Origin of the sequence: Micromonospora rubida (assembly GCF_009908295.1) — a bacterium.
GTDB lineage: Bacteria > Actinomycetota > Actinomycetes > Mycobacteriales > Micromonosporaceae > Micromonospora > Micromonospora rubida.
In genome coordinates, this window is sequence record NZ_JAAALO010000001.1 from 805,036 (window position 1) to 825,989 (window position 20,954).

Genomic DNA, 20,954 nt, shown 5'->3' on the forward strand with positions numbered 1-20,954 from the left:
ATGACCCAGGTCGCACGGCGATGGGACGGTCTGAGTGACCGCAATCCGCTGATCGAGTTCGTCGACGCGTGTCTGCGCGGCCCCGCGCAGGTGGTCTTCCAGAACAATCCGCTCTCCGGCCTGCTGATCCTCGGCGCGATCGCCTGGGGTGCGTTCGACAGCGGGCAGCCCCGGATCTTCGGCGGGGCGGTCCTCGGTCTCGTCGTGGGCACGGTGACCGCCATCCTGCTCCAGGTGGACCGGCCCTCGTTGCGGAAGGGACTGTTCGGCTTCAGCCCGGTGCTGACCGGGATCGCCGTACCGACGTTCCTCGACGACCGGCCGTTGATGTGGCTCTACCTGGTGCTGGGCGCCGCGGCCACCACCGTGGTCACCCTGGCGCTGAACAGGGTCTTCAAGGCCTACGGGCTGACCGCGTTCACCTTCCCGTTCGTGCTGACCACCTGGGTGCTGTTGTTGGGCGCCTACCAGTTCAACCAGTTCACCGTCCTGACCAACCTGAAGCCGAAGTTCCCCGGCGAGGGCGCGCTGGTCGGCGGCCGTTTCGACTGGGACCTCATCCCGATCTTCTTCCGTGGGGTCTCCCAGGTGTACTTGATCAACAGCTGGGTCAGTGGGCTGATCATCCTGGTCGCCCTGCTGATCAACTCTCGGTGGTCGGCGCTCTTCGCGCTGGTGGGCAGCGCCGGCGCGACCCTGCTGGCGCTCTGGTTCGGGGCCGACGGGATGTCGCTCGACAAGGGCCTGTACGGCTTCAACGCGGTGTTGACGGCGATCGCGGTGGGCGCGGTGCTGCACCGTCCCGGTGTGTTCGTGACGATCTACACCCTGTTCGGAATCGCACTGACGCTCTTCGTCCACGTGGCCCTCGCGGCGGTGCTCACCCCCCTGGCCATCCCCGTGCTGACCGGGCCGTTCAACATCGCCACCTGGCTGCTGTTGCTGCCCCAGCGGCACTTCGCGCCGGTGCCCAACCACGAACGCATCAAGGAGACCATCGTCTCCGCGGCGAAACGCACCATCCAACCCTTGCACAAAGAGAGGTGAGGTCCCGTGCTCGCTCAGAACGCGGTGAACCCGGGCGACACCGCCTGGGTGCTGGTCTGCGCCGGCCTGGTGCTGTTCATGACCCCCGGTCTGGCCGTCTTCTACGGCGGCATGGTTCCCGCCCGCAACGTGCTCGCGATGTTGCAGCAGAACATCATCGCGCTGGGGGTCGTCAGCCTGACCTGGGTGCTGGTGGGGTACACGATCGCCTTCGGCGACGACGCCGGCACCGGCCTCTTCGGCAACCTTGAGCTGCTGGGGCTGACCGATCTCAAGGTTCCGCCCGCGCCCAACCTGCACGTGGCCGCCGGCCAGGTGACGATTCCGACCCTGGCGTTCATCGCCTTCCAGATGATGTTCGCGGTGATCACTCCCGCGCTCGCCACCGGAGCCACGGCCGGTCGGCTGAGGCTCGCCGGCTGGGCGTTGTTCCTGGCGGTCTGGTCCATCGTGGTCTATGCGCCCGTCGCGCACTGGCTCTGGCACCCCGAGGGCTGGTTGGCCAAGCTCGGCGCCCAGGACTGGGCCGGCGGGATGGTGGTCCACTCCTCGGCGGGAGCCGCGGTCCTGGGGCTGCTGCTGGTCGTCGGCCGCCGCCGTAACTGGCCGCACACCGCCGCCCCGCCCAACTCGATCCCGTTGACCATCCTCGGTGCGGGCATCCTCTGGTTCGGTTGGTTCGGGTTCAACGCCGGCGACGGGCTCCAGGCCAACGGGGTGGCCGCCCAGGCCCTGCTCAACACCCACGTCGCGGCAGCGGCCGGGATGCTCGTCTGGCTGGTGGCGGAGCGGCTCAAGGACGGCCACTGCACGGTCGTGGGCAGCGTCACCGGTGCGGTCGCGGGGCTCGCCACGGTCACCCCCACCGCCGGTTACGTCAACACGCTCTCCGCCATCGCCATCGGCATCATCGCCGCCATCGTCTGCCACACCGCGCTCCGGCTGAAGTACCTGTTCCGGCTCGACGACGCGCTGGACGTCCTCGCGGTCCACTTCGTCGGCGGCATGCTCGGCTCACTGCTGCTCGGCTTCTTCGGCGACAGCGGCATTAATTCGCTGGGCGTGGACGGTCTCTTCTTCGGCGGCGGCGGGTCCCTGCTCTGGCACCAGGTCGTCGGCGTGGTGACCGTGGTGGTCTTCTCCTTCGTGCTCAGCTGGGCGATCGCCGCCGCCGTGCAGGCAATCGTCGGGCTCCGCGCCCCGGCCGACACGCAGGACAGCCTCGACCGGACCCAGCAGGACACCGACGCGTACCACCTCGGGAGCGTCGCGGGACTGAGTGGAACGGGGGCAGCCCAGCGAGGCAACCGACGCCGGCAGGGCCGCTCCGGCGATCGGCCCGCCCAGGGGGCGGCCCAGCGGGACAGGCTGGTCATCGCGATGCTGGATCCGGTTCTGCTGCCCGACACCCGGGAGCTGCGGGACACCCTGCTCGGCGCGGGGGCCAGCTCGATCGTGGTCTCCGACGCCACGGTCTCCACTGCCACGCCGGCCGCCCAGTCGCTGCCCCGGGGGTACTGGCAGGAGCAGGATCTCCTCGGTCGGGTACGGGTGGAGGTGCTGGCGGGGCAGGAGGCCACGGCCGCGGTGCTGGACGTGCTCAGCCGGTACGGCGCCGACCGGTCGGAGAGCTACGTGCAGGACGTCCAGCCCGCGACGGACATCCACTGACCGGTTCGGTCGCCGGGGCCGGCTTCGGGTTGCCGGCCCGGGCCGGCTTCGGGTTGCCGGGTCGGCAGGGCGGTGCCCGGGGCGTCGGGCGGGCGGACGCGGGGGCCGGCGTCCACCGCCCTCACGCCCCGACCCGGACCCGGCGGACCAGCAGCGCCACCAGCACCAGCGGGAGCAGTCCCCAGGCCGGCACCCACTGGGGCTGCTGCTGCGCCTCGGCCCCGATGCCGGCCCCGACGGAGTAGCAGACGAGCGTGAGGAGTCCGAGCAGCGATGCCCGCCTGGCCCGGTCCCGGTCGCTGCCGGGGGCGAGCCACCGGACGAGGTGCCCACCGGTCTTGACGACCGTGCCCGACTGGTACGTGATGGTGGTCGTCACCCCCGCCGTGCGGACGAACAGCGTCGTGAAGGAGCCCGTGGCGAGTGCGCCGGCAGCGGCCAGGACGACCCGCGACGCCGGACCGTGCTGGCCGTGGTGAAGCAGGACGTTGAGGAACGTCCAGAGCGACAGGGTGAACGCCGTGGCACCCAGGCCTCGCAGGGCCGGCGACCAGCGGCCCGGCAGGGCGCGGATCCAGGAGACCACGCCGGCCCCAGTGGCGAACGCGAGCAGCGAAGCGCCCGAGGCCGGCCAGTCCGGGTGCCACCCGGCCGGACCGATGCCGAGGAAGATGAGGTTGCCGGACTGGTTGGCGACGAACGTGCCGTAGCGCAGGAACGCGAAGGCGTCCAGGAAGCCCGCAGTGCCCGTGCAGAGCGCCAGCACCAGGATGGGGCGACGAAACTCGCGGTACGACTCTGCCGGCCCCGACTGGGCAGGATCGTCCGACGACGGCGTGAGTTCTGAGCCACCCATTGTCGTCGGCACCTCCGGGAGCGCACGTCGGGGACGTCGCCTCGACCGGACTACAAGCTCCCCTCATTCTATCGCATTTCGGGCATAAGCTATCGAAGGGGCGCCACCAGCCACCACTGGTCGGTGGCATCTCCCCCGCGATGACCCCCGCCGGAGGGGCCCGGTTACGGGAACCCCTCAGGTGGCTGCGGACGCGAGACGCACGACCGGCCCGCCCACCGGCGCCGTCAGTGCACCAGCCGGCCCATCAGGCGCTTGAGCTCAGCGGCCGGATCCGTGGTGAGGCCGCCGTGCACCGGACTGGTCTGGATCACCGTGCTGCGCGGCGCGGTGAGCCAGCCGAACCGTGCTCGCCGGGTGCCGGCGGCGATGCGGCCCGCACCGGAATCACCCGCGCACACGGCGCGGATCGCGTCGAGGGCCGCGGAGACCATGTCGACGTCGACGTCGGGATCCAGCGCGCGCAGTCGCTCAACGTCCACATGCACGGCGGCGGCGAGGAAGTCCGCACCCGGGCAGTAGAGCAGCGCGCCGACATTCACCTGCTCGCCGCGGTCGACCCGCGGGACCGCCCGCAGCAACGCGTAGTCGAAGCCCAGGGCGGGGATCGGACCGCCGGTCACGCGATCGCCTCCGTCGGCCACCAGCCACGATCGCCCATCCGCCGGGCCAGCAGGTACTCGACGTACCGCCGCCGCAGCTCCGCCGGGTCGGCGTCCTCCGTCACGGAATTCAGGCTCACCAGGAAGCTGTCGGGCACCAGGGCGACGACCTCCTCCAGGAGCTCGGCGGTCACGATCGCCGCCAGCTCGGCGTCCAGCTTCGCGAGGACCGCGGGGCCCAGCTTCGTCACGAGATCCGCGAGCACGTGCTGGGACAGGTCGTACCGGCGGGCGGCCCAGGCCTCGACCGAGGGCCAGGAGTGCTGGAACAGCAGCGCGGCACCGTGGTCGATCGCCCACAACTGGCGATGCCAGATGAGCAGGTTGGGGTTGGACCAGGTGCGGTCCACGTTGGCGGTCAGTGCGTCCAGCCAGTAGATCCGGGCGGCCTCCTCGGGCGGCGGCTCCCACCCGACACCGTCGTAGCCCACCGACCCCGGCAGGAAGTCCATGCCGAGGTTCTCCCCGGCGCTGGCCCGCAACAGCTCCTGAACCTCCTGGTCCGGCTCACGACGCGCCACCTCTGGGTCGACGCCGATGACGGCGAGCTCGGGCACCCGGATGCCGAGCCTGCGGCCGAGCTCACCGACGACGACCTCCGCCACCAGGGCCGCGCTGCCCTGACCCGCTCCGCGGAACTTCACGACGTAGGTCCCGTCGTTGTCCGCCTCCACCACCCCGGGTAGGGAACCGCCCTCCCGCAAGGGAGTCAGGTACTGCGTTCCCATTACTCTCTGCAACAGAATCCACCCTACTGGTCACTGACACGAGAAAAGAGAAATCAGGCTCCGGACCGCGCCGCGCTCACCTCAGCCGGACCGGCAGACGGGAGACCGCCCGGAGGAACCTCGGGCCCACCTCCTCGGGATCGGCGGCGAGCCGCACGCCGGGGAACCGGGCGAACAGCTCGTTCAACGCGATCTCCGTCTCCGCCGTCGCGAGGGCCGCCCCCGGGCAGTAGTGGTCCCCCGCCGCGAAGCTGAGCTGAGGATTGTCGGCCCGGGTGACGTCCAGGGTCCGGGGGTCCGCGAAGCGCTCCGGATCGTTGTTGGCCGCGCCCACCACGAGCTGGATCTGGCCGTCCTTCGGGATCGTCACCCCGTCGATCTCGATCGGCTCCACGGCGAAGCGGGGCAGCGCCATCTTGATCGGGCCGGAGTAGCGCATCAGCTCCCGCACCGCCCGACCGGTGTGCTCGGGCTGCGTCCTGACCAGCTCCAGCTGCTCGGGGTGGCTCAGCAGGTAGAAGAAGCTGAGGGAGATCGAGTGCCGGACCGTGTCGAGGCCGGCCTGCACGAGGACGAGCACCAGGGCGACCAGCTCCACCTCGTCGAGCTGCTCGGTCTCGTCACTGACCCGGACCAGGTCGGAGATCAGGTCGTCACCGGGCTTGACACGACGCGCGTGGATCAGCTTCACAACCGTGTCGACCATGCCGCGCAGCGCGGGTGGCAGCAGCTTCGGGTCCGGCCGGATGAAGGTCGTGAACGCCTCCGTCCACTTCAGCCACTGGTCCCGATACTCGTCGTCGACGCCGAGCAGCTCGCAGATCACGGTGGTGGAGATCGGGTGCGCGTAGTCAGCGACCAGGTCGGCCTCTCCCCCCGGATCCATCCGGTCGAGGAGGTCACTGGCCAGGGCCTCGATCCGGGGACGGAGCGAACGGACCCGGCGCAGGGAGAACGCCCTGTCGATCAGGGCGCGGACGCGGCGGTGGTCGTCCGGCACCATCGTCATGATGGTGGAGTCGAAGTACTTCAGCAGCTCCTCGGGCACGCCGCGCCTGCGCATGCTGTCGAGGTGCACCCCCTCCGGCGGGTGGTTGCTGACCCGGCGGTCGGCGAACAGGCTGCGGACCGCCTCGTACCGCGTCACGACGTACACGTCGTTGCCGTCGGAGAAGCGGCCCGGGCAGACAGGGCGAGGGGCGCCGATCCAGCGCTCCCCGGCCTCGCGGTCGGTCACGAAGCTCTCGTCGGACAGGTCGAACTCGACATCCGTCCAGTCGAACGTTCCGGCCACCATCATCCCCTTCGATCGCTCGTGACGTCCGACCCGCGCGCGGCTACCGGCTCGCATCCGATGACGTGGCTTCGAGCCGGATTTGCCGGTGTTCGGATACGGCACCGTATCAGCATACGATACTGTATCTGAGTTCCCGGAGGGGGTCGATCGTCATCAATAAAAGGCTGACGCGGCAGGAGAGCCGTGAGATCACGCGTAAGGAGCTGCTGCAGGCGGCCGCCGAGCTGTTCGCCGAGTGCGGCGTCAACGGCACCTCGGTCGAGCAGATCGTCGAGCGCGCCGGCTACACCCGGGGCGCGTTCTACGGCAACTTCGACGGCAAGCACGAGCTGGTCCTGGCCCTGCTGGAACAGCGGACCGAGCACGAGCTGGAGGAGGTCCAGGCGCTCAGCCGGCGGGCGGGCTCGTTCGAGGAGACGATCGAGCACCTGCGGGGCTGGCACCGCGAGCGGGACAAGAACTTCGCGAGCTGGCTGGCGCTGCGCACCGAGCTCTGGCTCTACGGGCTGCGCGATCCGGAGATGCTGCCGCTGCTGGCCGATCGCGAGCGGCGTTCCCGCGAGGCGATGACCCAGGCGCTCGCGCAGGGCTTCGCCGCCCGCTCGGTCACGCCACCCGCACCGGTGGAGCTGCTGGCCCTGATCGTGCACGCACTGGACGACGGGCTGTCCATCCAGCGCGCTCTCTCGCCCGACGACACCGCCGGAAACGTCATGGACGTGGTGGATCTCCTGATGAGGTCCTGGACCGCCCTGGCCCGGGCCGGCACGAACAACCCCGCCGACCTGCCCGACCCCGGGAACGACACCCCTCGCCCATGAACCCGTGGCCGGCCACCACGGCCGCCACGGACCAACCGGAGAACTGGAGTGCGAGCAATGAGCGAGGAAGTGCAGACGGCACGGCCGGCCCACGCCGCCGAACCGCCTGTCGTCGACGCCCCCGAGCTGGATCCCAAGCGCTGGCTGGCGCTGATGGTCCTGCTCGTCGCGACCTTCATGGACCTGCTCGACGTCAACATCGTCACGGTGGCGATCCCGAGCATTCAGGAGGATCTCGGCGCTTCGTCGGCCGCCATCCAGGCGTTGACCGTCGGCTACACGCTGTGCTTCGCGGTCATCCTGATCACCGGAGGACGGCTCGGCGACATCTTCGGTCGCAAGAAGATGTTCCTGACCGGGGTCGCCAGCTTCGTTCTGGCGTCCGCCCTGTGCGCCCTCGCCCCGAGCTCCGAGATGCTGGTGGGCTCCCGGGTGCTGCAGGGGATCGCCGCCGCGATCATGGTGCCGCAGGTCCTGGCGATCATCCACGTCACGTTCCCGCCGCAGGAGATCGGCCGGGTCGTCAGCCTGTACGCCAGCATGATCGGCCTGGCCATCGTCGCCGGACCGCTCCTGGGCGGGGTGCTCATCCACTGGAACCCGTTCGACCTGGGCTGGCGGACCATCTTCGCGGTCAACCTGCCGATCGGCACGGCGGCCCTGGTCGCCGCCTCGCTGTGGATGCGTGAGTCCAGGTCGCCACGCAACACCCGACTGGACATCGTCGGCATGGTGCTGGCGATCGTCGGGCTGCTGTTGTTGCTGCTGCCCCTGCTTCGGGGCCGGGAGCTCGGCTGGCCCGCGTGGAGCATCGTCGCGCTCGTCGCCTCCGTCCCCGTTCTCGCCCTGTTCGTGGTCTACGAGCGCCACAAGACCCGCAAGGACGGGTCGCCGCTGGTGGTGCTGTCGCTGTTCCGGATCCGGACGTTCGGCGCCGGCATCGGCACCCAACTGCTCTTCAGCTGCATTCCGGCCGGCTTCTTCCTCACCTGGACGCTCTACCTGCAGGGCGGTCTCGGCTGGTCGGCCCTGCACACCGGCCTGACCGCGATCCCGTTCTCGCTGGGCGTCCCGATCGCCGGCAACTACGCCGTGCGCAAGCTGTTCCCCCGGTACGGACGCAACTGCCTGTTCGCGGGTGCGCTGATGATGCTGACCGGCCTCCTGCTCTACGCCTGGACGGCGCAGCACGTCGGATCCGCGATCACGTCATGGCACGCCGTGGCGCCGATGCTGCTCCTGGGCTCGGGCATGGGCATGCTGCTCGCCCCGCTGACAGGCATGACCCTCACCGAGGTCCAGCCCCGGGAGGCGGGTTCCGCGTCCGGCCTGATCAACGCAGCCGGCCAGCTGGGCGCGGCCCTGGGCGTGGCGATCATCGGCGGCATCTTCTTCTCCGCTCTCGCCGGCAACGCCGGGCCGCAGGCCGACAGGGTGGTGCCGGCCGTTCAGGCAGCGGCGCCGGGGCAGGCGGCGATCAAGATCTGCGCCATCGACTCGCTCGGTCAAGCGGACCTCACGGCCGTACCGGACAGCTGTCGTTCCCTCGCCGGTGGCGGCGACCCCGGCCAGCAGGCCGCAGTCGGCACGGCCCTCACCGACATCCGCGAGCGGACGTTCGTCGCCACGTTCAGCGAGACGCTGTACTGGGCGGCCGGCGGTCTGGCAGGGGTGATCTGCCTGCTCTTCCTCCTGCCGCGCCAGCCGCGGCGACCGACGATGTCCTGACGCCCACCCCGCTTCCGGAGGCCCCCGCAATGTCCCGCAAGACCTATCAGGTCATCGTGCGCGGCAGGTTCGCCCCGCTCGACGACGACCAGCGAGCCAGGCTGCTCGCCAAGGCCGACGAGCACGACGTGTTCCAGGCCAGATTCACCGAGGACGGCACGGTGACCTACGAACGCGCCCTGCTCGCGTTCACCTTCCGTTGCCTCGTCCCGGCCACCGAGGAGGACAGGGCCGAAGTCGTGATCGGCAGGGCGGAGGCACTCGCCGCGGCCGCCGTCCGAACACTCGGTGCCGGGTCTCAGGACCTCAGTTCCGTGTCGACCGACCTCGACGACATCAAGGTCCGTCGACGGGGGCCGTGACTCCCGAAGCCGGGTGGGGAGTCACGGCCGGGACGGGACCGGGCGGAGCGGAGGCGCGGGCACCGGTCAGGCGCCCGCGCCGCGCAGCAGTTCGACCAGGGTCCGTACGCCGAAGCCGGTGGCGCCGTGGGGCGTCTCATCGTGCGGGGATTCCTCGTTGAAGGCCGCCGACCCGAGGTCGAGGTGGGCCCAGGGGGTCTCCGGGGCCACGAAGTCCCGGAGGAAGAGCGCCGCCTGGATCGCGTCCCCGGGGCGGTGGGAGGCGTTGGCCCGGTCGGCCACGGACGAGCCGAGGTGGCGGCGCTCGGACCCCAGCAGCGGCAGGCGCCAGAGGGGCTCGCCCGCCCGCGACGCGGCCCCGAGAAGTTCCGCCGCGAGCGCCTCGTCCCCGGTGAAGAGGGCCGCGGCCCTGGTGCCGAGGGCGTGGGCGACCGACGCGGTGAGGGTCGCCACGTCGATCAGGGCATCGGGGGCCGGGTCCCTGGCCAGCAGCAGGGCGTCGGCCAGGACCACCCGGCCCTCGTTGTCCGCGTTCAGGATCTCCGTGGTCGTCCCGTCGGCGTGCCGGACGACGTCACCCGGGCGCACGGCGGCAGGGCCGGGCATGTTCTCGGCCAGGGGCAGCAGCGCCCGCAGCCCGACCGGCAGGCCCAGCGCGACGGCGGCCGACACCGCGCCGACGACCGCTGCGGCGCCGCCCATGTCGGACTTCATCGCGCACATCCCCTGCTGGCTCTTGAGGGAGAGGCCGCCCGAGTCGAAGGTGATGCCCTTGCCCACCAGGGTCACCTCGCGCGCGCGGACCGGCGGCGCATAGCGGATCTCCACCAGGCACGGCGGTTCGGCCGACCCCCGACCCACCGCCAGCAGGCCCGCCATGCCCAGGGCGATCAGCGCCTCCCCCTCGTGCACGGTGCAGGAGAGCGGCCCGCCCGCGAGCCCCGCGACGCGGCGGGCGAACTCCGTGGGGGGCAGCTCCCCTCCCGGGCTGTTCACCAGGTCGCGGGCCAGGCAGACCCCCTCGGCGACGGCCACGCCCTCGGCCACCGCCTCGGGATGGGCGGTGCGGACGGTGATCTCGGTCAGCGGCTGGGCGGGGCCGGAGCGGTGCCGGTCGTAGCGGTACGCGGCCAGCACCGCCCCCTCGGCCACCGCGCGGGCGCGGGCGGGCGCGGGCACCGGACCGCCTTCGGCCTCGGCCAGGTCCAGCCGGAGGGTGCGGGCGGGGCCCGCGGCGCGGACGGCGGCGACGGCCGCCCGGCGGAAGGTCGCCGCAGTGGCCGCCCCGGCGGGCCCGAGGCCCACGGTGAGCAGCACCGTCCGGCCGTCGGGGTCCGGCTCGGCGACCACCTGGCCCGCGCGGCCGGTGAAGCCGCGGCGCAGGGCGAACGTCCCGGGGCGCGGACCACGGTGCCAGGGCAGGGCCACCGCGTCGGCGGGCCCGGCACCGGCGACCGCCGTCACGGCGACGACCGCCACGGCTCAGGCGCGCTCGTAGGCGGTGCCGGCGTGGTTGCGCTTGAGCAGGCCCTCGTCCACCAGGGCGCGGCGCAGGGTCACCCAGTCGTCGAACCACTCGCCGCAGAGGGCGTTGACCCGGGTCTCGGGGTACACCTCGCCGGGGGTGAAGGCGTCGGCCACCACGGCCAACACCCGGGAGCGGATCTCGGCGTCGCCGGGGATGGCGGTGATCCGGCCACGGCGGAAGTACGCGCCCGCGCCGTTCCCGCCGCTCCGGCCGGCGACCCGGACCTCGGCCTGGACCGCGCGACGGAAGGCGTCCTGCACCGGGGCGTACGAGTGGGTCTCGCGGTTCTCGGCGGCGATCCCGCCGTCCACCAGCTTGCGCAGCGCGCTCGCCGCGGCCTTCTGGGTCAGGCCCGCCTGCTCCGCCACCGACCCCACGGTGCGCGCGCCGAGCACGAGCGCGGCGAACGCGGCACGGCGCGCCGGCTCGGCGAGCAGTCCGACGATGTCGCCGCAGGACGGCGGGCGCTCGGCGGAGCCGGTCGGCGGCTCAAGGTCGACAGTGGGCACAGGGCACCTCGCCTCGGGATCGCTGGGCGGCATCGATCGCTTCCGGGCCAACCCGTTTCCGGGTTCGTCCACTTGCACAACGTAGCAGTCGCCAACGGCCGCTCCGGTCCGGAAACCGGTGCCGTCCCGGCGGGGTCAGGTACGCACCGTCGGCGCTTCCAGCGTGACCGGGACGGCCGTGCGGGGCCGACGGACGCTGCTCTCCGCAGGCGGCGTGCGGTACGCCGAGGGCCGGTGCCGCACGGGCAGGGCGATCACCTTGGTCCCCTCGATGAACACCCAGCGGCGGCGCTGCCACGCGTGCAGCAGCTCCAGGGTCGGCTCCCAGCGCGCGCCGGACCAGCCCTGCGCCTGCAGATCGCGGAAGCGGGTCCCACCGATCAGGGCGCGGAACAGGCGGGCCTCCTCCCCGCTGAGCACGGCGTCGCCTCCGGGCAGACCGGGCCGCTGGTCGGTGAGCACGACCGAACTGAAGCCCAGCCGATAGCTGAACCGGGCGCCGCGGTGGTGGGCCTTCCAGAGCCGCACCCGCGCGGCCAGCCGGGTACGCAGCTCCGCGTTGCGGGCGTCGTCGTCGAAGTCGCCCTCGAAGTGGTAGGCGATGTCCCACAGTTCCTCGTCGGACAGCGCCGGGTAGGCGAAGCGGTAGCCGGGAAAGGGCTCCGACAGGGTCAGACCGAAGGACCCGGGCCGCTCCACGTACGGGCTGAACCGGTCGAAGTGGATGGCCAGGATGTCGGCGTCCGGCGGCTCCAGGTGGGTCAGCGAGGCCACCAGGTTGATCTGGGCCAGAAGTGAGGCGGGCGTCTCGCCCGGGTACCCGGTGAGGATGTTCCATACCGGCAGGACGCCGAACTCCGAGCAGCCCAGCAGGAACCGCACGTTCTGGAACGCGGTGGCTCCCTTCTTCAGCGCGCGCAGCCCCTCGGTGCTCAGGCTCTCGATTCCGGGCTGCACCGAGCGCACGCCCGCGCGGCGGACCGCGCGGATCTGCGCCCAGTCCATGTTCGCCTTGACCTCGAAGAAGAGCGAGTGGTCGGTGCGCAGCCGCTCCACCCGGGGCAGCGCGGTCTCCAGGTAGCCGAGGTCGAGGATGTTGTCCACGGCGAAGAAGTCGAGCACCCCGTAGCGGTCCATCAGGTAGCGCAGCTCCTCGGCCACCGAGTCCGGGTGCTTGCTGCGGTAGTTCATGGTCGCGCCGTTGAGCCCGCAGAAGGTGCAGTGCGTCTTCGCGCCCCACCAGCAGCCACGGGAGAACTCCACCGGGAGGGTGATATCGGGTTCCAGGCCGTGCAGGCCGACCGCGCGCAGCTGCTCGAAGAACCCGTCGTAGTTGGGCCGGGGCACGCTGAGCTGATCACCGTTGCGCGGGACGGGTGGGGCTGGCAGGGCGCGGGCTGCGGGCGCGGCGTCCCCACGTACCACCAGCCGGCCCCCGCCGACGAGCGGACCGCCGGCCGCGACCTGCCGCAGCAGCGCGGCGAAGGCGTCCTCCCCCGGCCCGTCCACCACCGCGTCCACGGCCAGGAACTTCGCCAGCAGGGTACGGCCCATCGGGCCCTCGCAGTTGCTGCCGCCGAGCACGATGGTCCCGGAGTAGCCCGCCTCGCGCAGCCGCTCGGCCACCGCCAGGGTCGGGCCGTTCTGGCTGAAGGTGCTGGTGAAGCCGATGATCTGCGGATCGGCGCGGAGCAGGCCCTCGGCGGTCTCGGTCACGTGCCGGTCGGCGACCGCGCGCAGGGCGTCGACCAGGGCGATCTCGTCCTCGGTGATCCCCCGGTCGCGGAGCAGCACGTAGTAGGCGGCGCGCTCGGCGTCGCCCGCCCCACGGCGGGCGTACACCCAGTCTCCGACCGACAGGTGGTACAGGCCCTCGGACACCCGCGCGTACGCGGCGGACCAGTCCGCGGCCGACAGGCCGAGCATCCGTTCGGCCAGGGCGTAGAAGCTGAGGTAGGCGTAGTCGGAGACCACCTCCCAGCCCTCCGCCTCGGCCACCGACCGCAGGGTGCCGACCTGGATCGACGGCCGGTGGACGTTGTTCCAGGGCATCGACACGAGTGCCGCGCGGCCGGCGTCGCTCATGGGTTCCTCACCAGATGACGCGCAGGTCGTAGACGTTGCGCAGGAAGGGCGGCTCGGCCGCCGGGTCGGGCAGCCGGTAGTCGGGGATCAGCGCGTGCCACTCCTCCCAGGCGGTGAGGATCTGCGCCCGGGCGTACGCGGCACCGAGGCACTGGTGGTGGCCGGTGCCGAAGGCGATGTGCGGGTTGTGCTCGCGGTCGAAGTCCACCCGCTCCGGTTCGGGGAAGACCGCCGGGTCGTAGTTCGCCAGGGCCAGCGGCAGCAGCACGGTGGAGCCCTCGGACGCCACCCCGGCCGCGCCGTCGCGGGTGGCCAGCCGGCCCGGGTACATGCAGGAGTTGGCCCGCAGGAACTCCTCCAGCGCGGCGGGGCGGATGCCGGGGTCGCGCAGGAAGCGGCGGCGGTCGTCGGGGTGGTGGGCGAGGTGCTGGATGCTGTTGGCCATGTGGTTGACCGTCGAGTCCACCCCGGCGAGGAAGAGCACCGTGAGCAGGGACTCGCGGTCGGCGTCGCTGACCGGGACGCCGTCGATCTCCCAGCCGAAGGTGGCGCTGGTCAGGTCCCCCTCGACCGGCTCCGCGCGGCGCCGCTCCACGTGCCGCCGCACGTACTCCTGGAGGGCGGGGAAGGCCGTCTCGGCGTTGAACGCCTGGCGCGGGTCCGGCGCCTCGCGGGAGCGGATCATCGCCACGTCGATGGCGAGCAGATGGTCGAGGTCGGCGAGCGGCCAGCCGACGGCGAGCATCAGGTTCTCCATCACGTACGGCCGGGCGAACTCGTCGGAGAAGGAGACCTCGCCACGGTCGACGAGGGCCGAGATACGCCGCCGGGCGTTCTCCCGGATCGCGGGGGTCAGGTCCCGGGCGCGCTGGGGAGTGAACCAGGCCGCCAGCCGCCGCCGCCACTCGTTGTGCCTGCTGCCCTGGATCGTGAGCGGGATCCAGCGCTCCTCGTCGGCTCCCGCGTTGGCGCTGACCCGGGACACGCTGAAGGTGTCCTCGTCGCGGAAGGCCGCGCAGATCCCCTCGTAGCTGGAGAGGACCCAGAAGCTCTCGCCGTGCGAGCTGTGGAACGCCCCGTCGCGGGCGTGTCCCGCGGCGACGCGCCGGTACGCCTGCGGCGCGGCGAAGAAGTCGAAGTCCACCGAGTCCACCGCCCCGGTCGCTCCGGTGACCGGGCACTTGTCAACCTGCACCAGCTCTCTCCTTCTTTCGTTGAACAGCGGGGGCCGGGTCGAGCCCACCCCTCGGCCAGACCCCGTCGGCCAGCCCGGCGGCGGTCAGCCGCACGGACCAGAGCTCGTCGAGGTCACCGGCGTCGAGCAGCACGCCGTCGACCAGCACGGCGTCCGGGCGCGCGAGTTCGGCCACCGCCTCGGGCGGCCTGCGGTAGAGCACGAGGTCGGCCGCCGCCTCGGCCGTGCCCCAGCGCATCGCGGCGTGCGCGTCGGTGGTCGCCGCCCGCAGCAGGGCGGCGAAGGGCAGGCCCGCGCGGTGCAGCTCGGCCAGCTCCTTGTGGAACGACGGCCCCGCCACCACGAACGGGTTGCCGCAGTCGGTGCCGACCAGCAGCCGCGCGCCCGCGTCCGCCAGGGCGTGGACCAGGCCGCCGAGCCGGTCCACCAGGGCGCCGCGCTCGGCCGCGGCGGCGCGGTCGAGCCCCAGCGCCTCCCGGGCGGCCGAGGTCCACGCGCGGACCCGACCCGCGTCGGCCAGGGCGAGGGCCGTGGGCGACGGACGGGTCCACCGCCGCTCGCCGGTCAGCGCCCGCCAGGTCACCAGGGTGGGGCAGGCGAAGCGGCCCGCGAACCCCTCGGCCAGGGCGACGACGTGGGGCTCCACGCGGTCCAGGGCGGCGGCCAGCACCGCCCAGCGCCGGTCGGCGGGCAGCCGGAAGACGTTCGGCACCAGTCCGTAGAGGTGCTCGGTGGACCACATCGCGGCGCGCGCCTCGGCGAACGGCACCCGCTCGGGGGCATGCCCGACGACGGGGAGGCCCACCCGGTCGGCGGCGGCGGTGATCGCGGCGAACCAGGCGGGCTCCAGGTCGTCGTAGACCTTGATCCCGTCGAAGGCGAAGCCGAGGGCTTCGTTGAGGACGTGGTCGGCCGAGCGCGGGTCGTCCACCACCATCGCCCCGCCGGGCACCCGGGTGCCCGGGCCGTCGACCACGGCCGTGCTCACCCAGGCGCGCGGGACCACGGCCGTCCGGGCGCGGTGCACGCCCGCCGTGTAGCGGTGCGCGGGCTCGCCCCAGAGCTGCCGGTAGCCGGTCACGCCATGGGTGAGCAGGCCGATGAGGTCACCTGCCGAGGACACGTGCGCGTGCGAGTCCACGAACCCCGGCAGCGCGTACCACCGGGCGGGCCCGTCGGCGGGCAGACCCTCGACCAGCCCGCCGTCGGAGACCACCAGGTCCCGGGCGGGCCCGGGACGGCCGGTGGCCGGATCGACCGCCGCGACGGCGGGGATGCGGTGGGAGCGGGGCCGGGCCGCGAGCGCCCGCAGCGCCTCCGCCTGCGGGTCACCGACGGGGAGCAGCCCGACCCGCAGCCGCCACTGTGCGTCCTCGCTGGGCTTCACCTGACCCCCGTCCCGGCGGCGCGTCCGGCGATCTCGGCCGCCACCCGCGCCCCGACCTCGGCGAGCCGGTGCGCCGCCTTGACCCGGGTGGGACTGTCCACCAGCCAGAGCCGGGCGTCGAGGCGGCGCTCACCCACGGTGAAGACGTCCAGCTCGGCGTCGCCCTCGGCGGTGATCAGCACGAGGTCCTGGCCGGAGTGTCGGCGCTCGACGCCCCGGGCCGAGCCGTGCCACAGGCCGCGGGTGACCGCCGCCAGCTCCGGCAGGTCGACCCGGGTGCACGCCTCGACCATCCAGTCCGGGGCGCCGACGCGGCGGAAGTGGTCGGTGAGGTAGCGGCACCCGTCGGGGGCCTCGATCGCCGCCGCTTCCTCCTCCACCGCGTCGTCGGGAAGCTCCACGGCCTCCGCGTGCGCGCAGAAGGAGTAGGCGCGGGTCACGCGCGCGTCGGCGGCAGCCACCTGGAGGGCCGTGCGCCCGCCGAAGTAGACGCCGAACACGGCGTAGCCGGGGTGGCCGAAGAGGTCCATCACCGCCCGGACGTCCTCGACGTGCCGGTCGATGCCGTGCCGCTCCGGGGCGCCGACGCGCTCGCTGGCCCCGCGCCCCCGCAGGTCCAGGGCGAGGATGTCGGCGTCGGGCAACGCGTCGAGGAACCCCGAGTCGACCCAGATCCGCCGGTCCATCGCCACGCCGTGCACCAGCACGATCGGCTCCCCCGAACCCGGCCTGCGTATTCCGCGCAGCCGGGCGCCGTCGGCGGAGGCGGTCTCGAAGGGTTCCAGGTCAGGCTGTCTCACTGCGGCCTCCCAGGGCGATGGCGCGGCCCAGATCGTCGCGGCCGCTGTCGTGCACGGCCAGCACCAGGCCGTGCGGGGCCTCCAGGAACACCCAGCCGCAGTCGGCCCACCCGGTCAGCTTCTCCCGGGCCTGCTCCTCCGTGGCACCCGCCTCGACGGCGGTCGCCACCGCCTGGGTGATCCGTCCCCCGTGGGCGAACCCGCGGAACAGGACGTTCTCCCAGCCGCGCAGCACCTGCCGGCCCCGGCCCACGTGCGGGCGGTGGTCGTGGACCGCGGTGACCGTGGGGCCGAGCCGGTAGGTGAAGCGGGACTGCTCGTGCAGCTTCTTCCACAGCCCCACCCGGGCGCCGAGCCTGCGCCGTAGCGCCAGCAGCAGCTCGCCGTCGGCGGCGGCCGGCTCGTCGTGGTCGAACGAGTAGGCCAGCCCGGCCCGGTCGACCTCGGCGCCGGGGTGGACGTACCGGTACTTGGCCTCCGGACCGCGCAGCTCGATGCCGAACTCATCGGGCTTCTCGAAGTACGGGCTGTAACGGTCGACCCGGACCTTGCTCACCGTGGACGGCGGGTCCAGGTGCGACAGGAAGGGGATCAGCTGTAGCTGTTCCTCCAGCATCCCCGCCTGCTCCCCCGGCATCGCCGAGAGCAGGTTCCAGCCGACCTCGATGCCCAGTTCCCGGCAGAGCACCAGGAACCGCAGGTTGTGGAAGGCGGTGGCGCCCTTGCGGAGCAGCCTCAGCGAGCCGGTGCTCAGGCTCTCGATGCCGGGCTGCACGGTCATCACCCCGGCGGCCCGCAACTGCCCGAGCGCCTTGGGCCCGAGGTTCGCCTTGACCTCGAAGAACGTGGTGACGTCGACCTCGGCCTCGGCCAGCTCCGCCAGGCCGTTGTCGTCCTTGGCCAGGATCGTGTCCACCGCGTACGTGTCGAGCACGCCCTGCCGCTCGGTCAGCTCGCGCAGCGTGTGCACCAGTTGCCGGCCCGACTTGCTGCGGTAGGGCATGCCGCTGCCGTTCTCGCCGCAGAAGGTGCAGTGCATCTTCTCGCCCCACCAGCAGCCGCGCGACATCTGGAACGGCAGCGCCACGTTCGGGCGGATCAGCTCGGTCCAGGGCAGCTCGCCCAGCCGGCGGAAGTAGTCGTCGTAGCGGGGCACCGGCACCGCGTCGACCGACTGCACCACCGGCGCGGTGACCACCAGCCGGGAGCCGTCGCGGACCACCACCCCCGACGCCGAGATCGGCGTGTCCGGGCCCTCGGCGGCGCAGAGCGCGGCCACCGCGGCCTCCCCCTCGCCCTGCACGACCAGGTCCACGAACGGGTAGGTGCGCATGACCGCCTCGCCCATCGGCCGGTCGCAGTTCGCGCCGCCGAGGAAGATCAGCCGGTCCGGGGCGCGGTCCTTGATGGCCCTGCCGACGGCCAGGGCGGGCACGAGCTGACTGAACGAGGTGGTGAAGCCGAAGCCCTGCGCGCCGGTGGCCAGCAGCCGCTCGGCGGTCTCGGCGACGAACCGGGGGGCCCCGGCGCGCATCGCCAGCACGAAGTCCACCAACTCACCGGAGACACCGCGCTCCCGCAGGAACGCGGCGTACTCGGCGCGGGCGGTGTCCTCGTCCTCGTCGCGCGCCCCGGGTAGGCCACGCCCGAAGATCCAGTCGCCGACACCGAGGCCGTAGAGCTCCTCGCCGATGGTGTCGTAGACGGTGGCGAACCGCTCCGGCCCGCAGTCCAGCTCCTTGACGGCGAACTCGAACCAGTCCAGGTAGATGTACTCCGCGGCCACCGGGCCGCCCCCGGACTTGACGGCCAGCGCCATCAGCGAGGCGACCTGGATGGACGGGCGGTAGAGGCTGTTCCACGGGGGCGCGACGAGGACGAGTTTCATGCCCGCGCGCCCCCTTGCCCGGCCATCGCCTCGCCGAGCCGCCCGGTGGGCAGCACCGGGTAGCCCGCACGGGCCTTGTCGAGCAGTTCCAGGCCCGGCGCCACGACATCGACGACGGTGATGGCACCCGGCCGGGTCAGCACCCGGTAGTAGGCGTGCACCCCGACCGCGGCCAGCCGGTCGACCAGGTGGCGCAGCAGCTGTTCGGGCGGGGCCTCCTCGGGGAGGCCGTCCTCGGCGCGGAAGGGCTCGGTGCGGCGCGGCAGTTCGCGTACGTCGAAACGGGCGGCGGCCAGGTGGCGCGGGTAGCGGGCCAGCGCGGTGGTGATCTGCGCGGCCTCGGTGCCCGCGTCCACCGGACCGTACCGGAACATGGTGCGCACCTGGAGGTACTCCAGCAGCCCGCGTTGCAGGGCGTAGGACCGCACGGGCGAGGCGCCGCTGCCGATGAGCCGGATCTGCTCGTCCGCGCTGCCGTCGCAGACCACGTACGCGGGCACGCCGGTGTCGCAGGCGATCGACACGATGAGGATCGGCGCCCCGGTCAGCTCCTCCACGCTGTCGGTCAGGGCCCGCAGGTCCGCCGGGAGCGTCGCCGGGTCGACCGCCACCAGGTCGGGCGCGCCCATCCCGAAGTAGCTGCGGGCGATCTGGCACGACCAGGCGTCCCGCTCGATCACCTCGTTGAGCGCGTGCACCAGCGCCTCGAAGAGGGTGGTGCCCGCGGCGTAACCCGCGCTGGAGGTGTAGTGCCACAGGGGCCGGAAGCCGCCGTCGTCGTCGGGGTGCGGCCAGTTGCGGTACCCGCCGTCGCGCAGGAAGACCGGCTGGCGGTGGGAGGTGCCGCCGCTCTCGCCGAAGGCGGTGGCGACCGGGACGTACTCGCGGGTGAAGACCGAATTGTCCGGCAGGATCCCGCCCAGCCGCCGCAGCAGGGCCGAGCGGCGCGCGGTGGGCTGCTCGGCCACCGCCCGTCCGGGCATGAACCCGCTCCCGCCGGAACCCGCGTCACGCCGCCAGTCCAGGTGGTAGTGCTCGGCGCTCTCGAAGAGGGCGCTGGCCAGGCTGCGGTGGCCCAGCCCCTTGCCGGAGCTGCGGGAGCAGAGCGCTCCGTCCGCGTCGTGCAGCCGCACCTCGTAGGTGGGCGCGCTGTCCGGGCCGTACTTGCGGATGTCGGGCGTGAGCCGCTCGGCGGTCAGCCAGTCGCGGACCGCGGTGAGCGCGGTGCCGATGGGCGTCTCCCGCTCTGGAGGGACGTCATCGCGCTGCGCCCCGCCCAGCAAGGCGGCGGCCAACAGGTCGTGGTCTGCGTGCTCGGTCGTCAAGGGTCTTCCTCACTTCCCCCATGTCAAAGACGGGAATGCCAGCGCGGACGAGGCCCAGAAGCGGCTGCGGCCGGGAGACGGCGTGTGCGAAGTGCATTAGGGCGGGGGGCGCGTCGGGCACGGTGACCTCCAGCTCCCCCGTGTCGGCCCAGACCCGCACGCCCGCGGCGGCCAACTCCTGCTCGGGCGGAGCGGGAGCGCCGTCGGGGGCGGGAGCCGCGACCGGATCGAAGTCGAGGGTGGCGCAGCGCAGGAGCAAGGGCCACCGCTCGAAGCGGCGCAGGAAGTACCGCTCGGCCGGGACCGCCGTCTCGTTGGCCCGCCACATGGTCTCGGCCTGGGCCAGTTCCAGCAGCGCGCGCTCGGTGGCGCCGGCGACGGTCTCCGCCGCCCCCAGGCCGGTGGCGGGCATCCGCCGGCCGGCGCGGGCCACGGCCAGCACCACCGGGGTGCCACCGACGAACGAGATGGGGATGATCTCCACCCCGGGTCCGTCCGCCTCCGCTGTGCTCCGCCCGCCCGGCGAGTCGGCCAGCGAACGGTAGAGGAAGGCACCGTGGTCGAGCAGTTCGGTCAGCTCCAGCACCGCCCCGCGCAGCGCCGCCGCAGGCGTCGGCGCCACCGCCCAGCCGATCGTGCTGGACAGCCGCGCCACCGGCGGGGTCAGCGTGCCCTCGGCCAGCTCCGCACCCGCCACCCACGGCGCGGACCAGAACAGCGGAACCGACAGGTCCGGCCCGTTGTCGAGCGCCCGGTAGCGGCGCAGGCGGCACCCGGGCGGGGCCGTACGCGCGCCGTCGGGCTCCGGTGCGGCGCCGTCCTCGGCGGCGCGGGTGGTCGACGGGCGGGCGATCAGGGCGAAGGGGGTACACGCGAGCAGCCGCTCGACGGCTTCGGACAGCGCCTTGAGCCGCGCGACGGCTTCGGTCTCGGCAGTGCCGTAGCCCTCCGCCGTCGCCGTGTCGACGACGACCGCGCACCGGACGGTGACCGTGCGTCCCGCCGGGAACGCCTGGTACTCGACCCCGCGTAGCGCGCACGTCACCACCGCTGTCACGGTCATCG

18 protein-coding genes are annotated in these 20,954 nt (G+C 72.7%); 5 read left to right on the plus strand and 13 right to left on the minus strand.

From position 1 onward, the window contains the following. Positions 1-1,047, plus strand: a complete 1,047-nt coding sequence (gene yut, locus GVV04_RS03340) for an urea transporter (protein ID WP_161684266.1) — start codon at positions 1-3, stop codon at positions 1,045-1,047. 6 nt (positions 1,048-1,053) lie between these two features. Further along, positions 1,054-2,718 (plus strand): ammonium transporter, encoded by a 1,665-nt coding sequence (locus GVV04_RS03345; RefSeq protein WP_328822178.1) that lies wholly within the window; start codon positions 1,054-1,056, stop codon positions 2,716-2,718. Between the two features lie 121 nt (positions 2,719-2,839). On the opposite strand, the gene GVV04_RS03350 is transcribed toward GVV04_RS03345, so the two are convergent. The 4 genes from GVV04_RS03350 to GVV04_RS34270 form a co-directional block, all read right to left on the minus strand. After that, positions 2,840-3,574, minus strand: coding sequence for a YoaK family protein (locus GVV04_RS03350; protein WP_161684268.1), 735 nt, complete (start codon positions 3,572-3,574; stop codon positions 2,840-2,842). 227 nt (positions 3,575-3,801) lie between these two features. Further along, positions 3,802-4,197 carry a DUF3037 domain-containing protein gene (locus tag GVV04_RS03355; protein WP_161684270.1) on the minus strand — a complete coding sequence of 132 codons (396 nt, stop codon included), beginning with the start codon at positions 4,195-4,197 and terminating at the stop codon, positions 3,802-3,804. After that, on the minus strand, positions 4,194-4,976 hold the full coding sequence (locus tag GVV04_RS03360; RefSeq protein WP_235965552.1) for a HipA family kinase: 783 nt from the start codon (positions 4,974-4,976) through the stop codon (positions 4,194-4,196). Before GVV04_RS03360 ends, GVV04_RS03355 begins: the two co-directional genes overlap by 4 nt. A gap of 64 nt (positions 4,977-5,040) precedes the next feature. Beyond that, positions 5,041-6,258, minus strand: coding sequence for a cytochrome P450 family protein (locus tag GVV04_RS34270; RefSeq protein WP_161684272.1), 1,218 nt, complete (start codon positions 6,256-6,258; stop codon positions 5,041-5,043). A gap of 65 nt (positions 6,259-6,323) precedes the next feature. On the opposite strand from GVV04_RS34270, the gene GVV04_RS03370 reads away from it, so the two are divergent. The 3 genes from GVV04_RS03370 to GVV04_RS03380 are packed head-to-tail and all read left to right on the plus strand — an operon-like array spanning position 6,324 to position 9,172. Next, positions 6,324-7,082: a TetR/AcrR family transcriptional regulator gene (locus GVV04_RS03370; protein WP_201752807.1), complete on the plus strand. Its 759-nt coding sequence runs from the start codon at positions 6,324-6,326 to the stop codon at positions 7,080-7,082. Positions 7,083-7,139: 57 nt separating this feature from the next. Then, the gene (locus GVV04_RS03375; protein WP_161684274.1) at positions 7,140-8,810 is read left to right on the plus strand and encodes an MFS transporter; all 1,671 of its coding nucleotides are present in this window, start codon (positions 7,140-7,142) and stop codon (positions 8,808-8,810) included. Positions 8,811-8,839: 29 nt separating this feature from the next. Next, positions 8,840-9,172 (plus strand): DUF6204 family protein, encoded by a 333-nt coding sequence (locus GVV04_RS03380; RefSeq protein ID WP_161684276.1) that lies wholly within the window; start codon positions 8,840-8,842, stop codon positions 9,170-9,172. Positions 9,173-9,238: 66 nt separating this feature from the next. Here GVV04_RS03380 and GVV04_RS03385 read toward each other — a convergent pair whose 3' ends face one another. The 9 genes from GVV04_RS03385 to GVV04_RS03425 form a co-directional block, all read right to left on the minus strand. Continuing rightward, positions 9,239-10,651, minus strand: a complete 1,413-nt coding sequence (locus GVV04_RS03385) for a leucyl aminopeptidase family protein (RefSeq protein ID WP_161684278.1) — start codon at positions 10,649-10,651, stop codon at positions 9,239-9,241. A gap of 3 nt (positions 10,652-10,654) precedes the next feature. Continuing rightward, positions 10,655-11,209, minus strand: coding sequence for a DUF2087 domain-containing protein (locus tag GVV04_RS03390; RefSeq protein ID WP_328822180.1), 555 nt, complete (start codon positions 11,207-11,209; stop codon positions 10,655-10,657). 135 nt (positions 11,210-11,344) lie between these two features. Further along, positions 11,345-13,294, minus strand: a complete 1,950-nt coding sequence (locus tag GVV04_RS03395; RefSeq protein ID WP_201752808.1) for a RiPP maturation radical SAM C-methyltransferase — start codon at positions 13,292-13,294, stop codon at positions 11,345-11,347. A gap of 7 nt (positions 13,295-13,301) precedes the next feature. Next, entirely contained in the window at positions 13,302-14,489 is a 1,188-nt protein-coding gene (locus tag GVV04_RS34275) for a cytochrome P450 (RefSeq protein WP_201752809.1), read from the minus strand. Beyond that, positions 14,479-15,876, minus strand: a complete 1,398-nt coding sequence (locus GVV04_RS03405; protein WP_161684280.1) for an amidohydrolase family protein — start codon at positions 15,874-15,876, stop codon at positions 14,479-14,481. Before GVV04_RS03405 ends, GVV04_RS34275 begins: the two co-directional genes overlap by 11 nt. Beyond that, the gene (locus GVV04_RS03410) at positions 15,873-16,676 is read right to left on the minus strand and encodes an alpha/beta fold hydrolase (protein ID WP_161684282.1); all 804 of its coding nucleotides are present in this window, start codon (positions 16,674-16,676) and stop codon (positions 15,873-15,875) included. Before GVV04_RS03410 ends, GVV04_RS03405 begins: the two co-directional genes overlap by 4 nt. Beyond that, positions 16,663-18,564, minus strand: coding sequence for a RiPP maturation radical SAM C-methyltransferase (locus tag GVV04_RS03415; RefSeq protein WP_161684284.1), 1,902 nt, complete (start codon positions 18,562-18,564; stop codon positions 16,663-16,665). The genes GVV04_RS03410 and GVV04_RS03415 overlap by 14 nt, the downstream gene beginning before the upstream one ends. After that, positions 18,561-19,889: a YcaO-like family protein gene (locus tag GVV04_RS03420; RefSeq protein ID WP_161684286.1), complete on the minus strand. Its 1,329-nt coding sequence runs from the start codon at positions 19,887-19,889 to the stop codon at positions 18,561-18,563. Before GVV04_RS03420 ends, GVV04_RS03415 begins: the two co-directional genes overlap by 4 nt. After that, the gene (locus GVV04_RS03425) at positions 19,822-20,952 is read right to left on the minus strand and encodes a hypothetical protein (protein ID WP_161684288.1); all 1,131 of its coding nucleotides are present in this window, start codon (positions 20,950-20,952) and stop codon (positions 19,822-19,824) included. Before GVV04_RS03425 ends, GVV04_RS03420 begins: the two co-directional genes overlap by 68 nt. Positions 20,953-20,954: the final 2 nt, after the last annotated feature.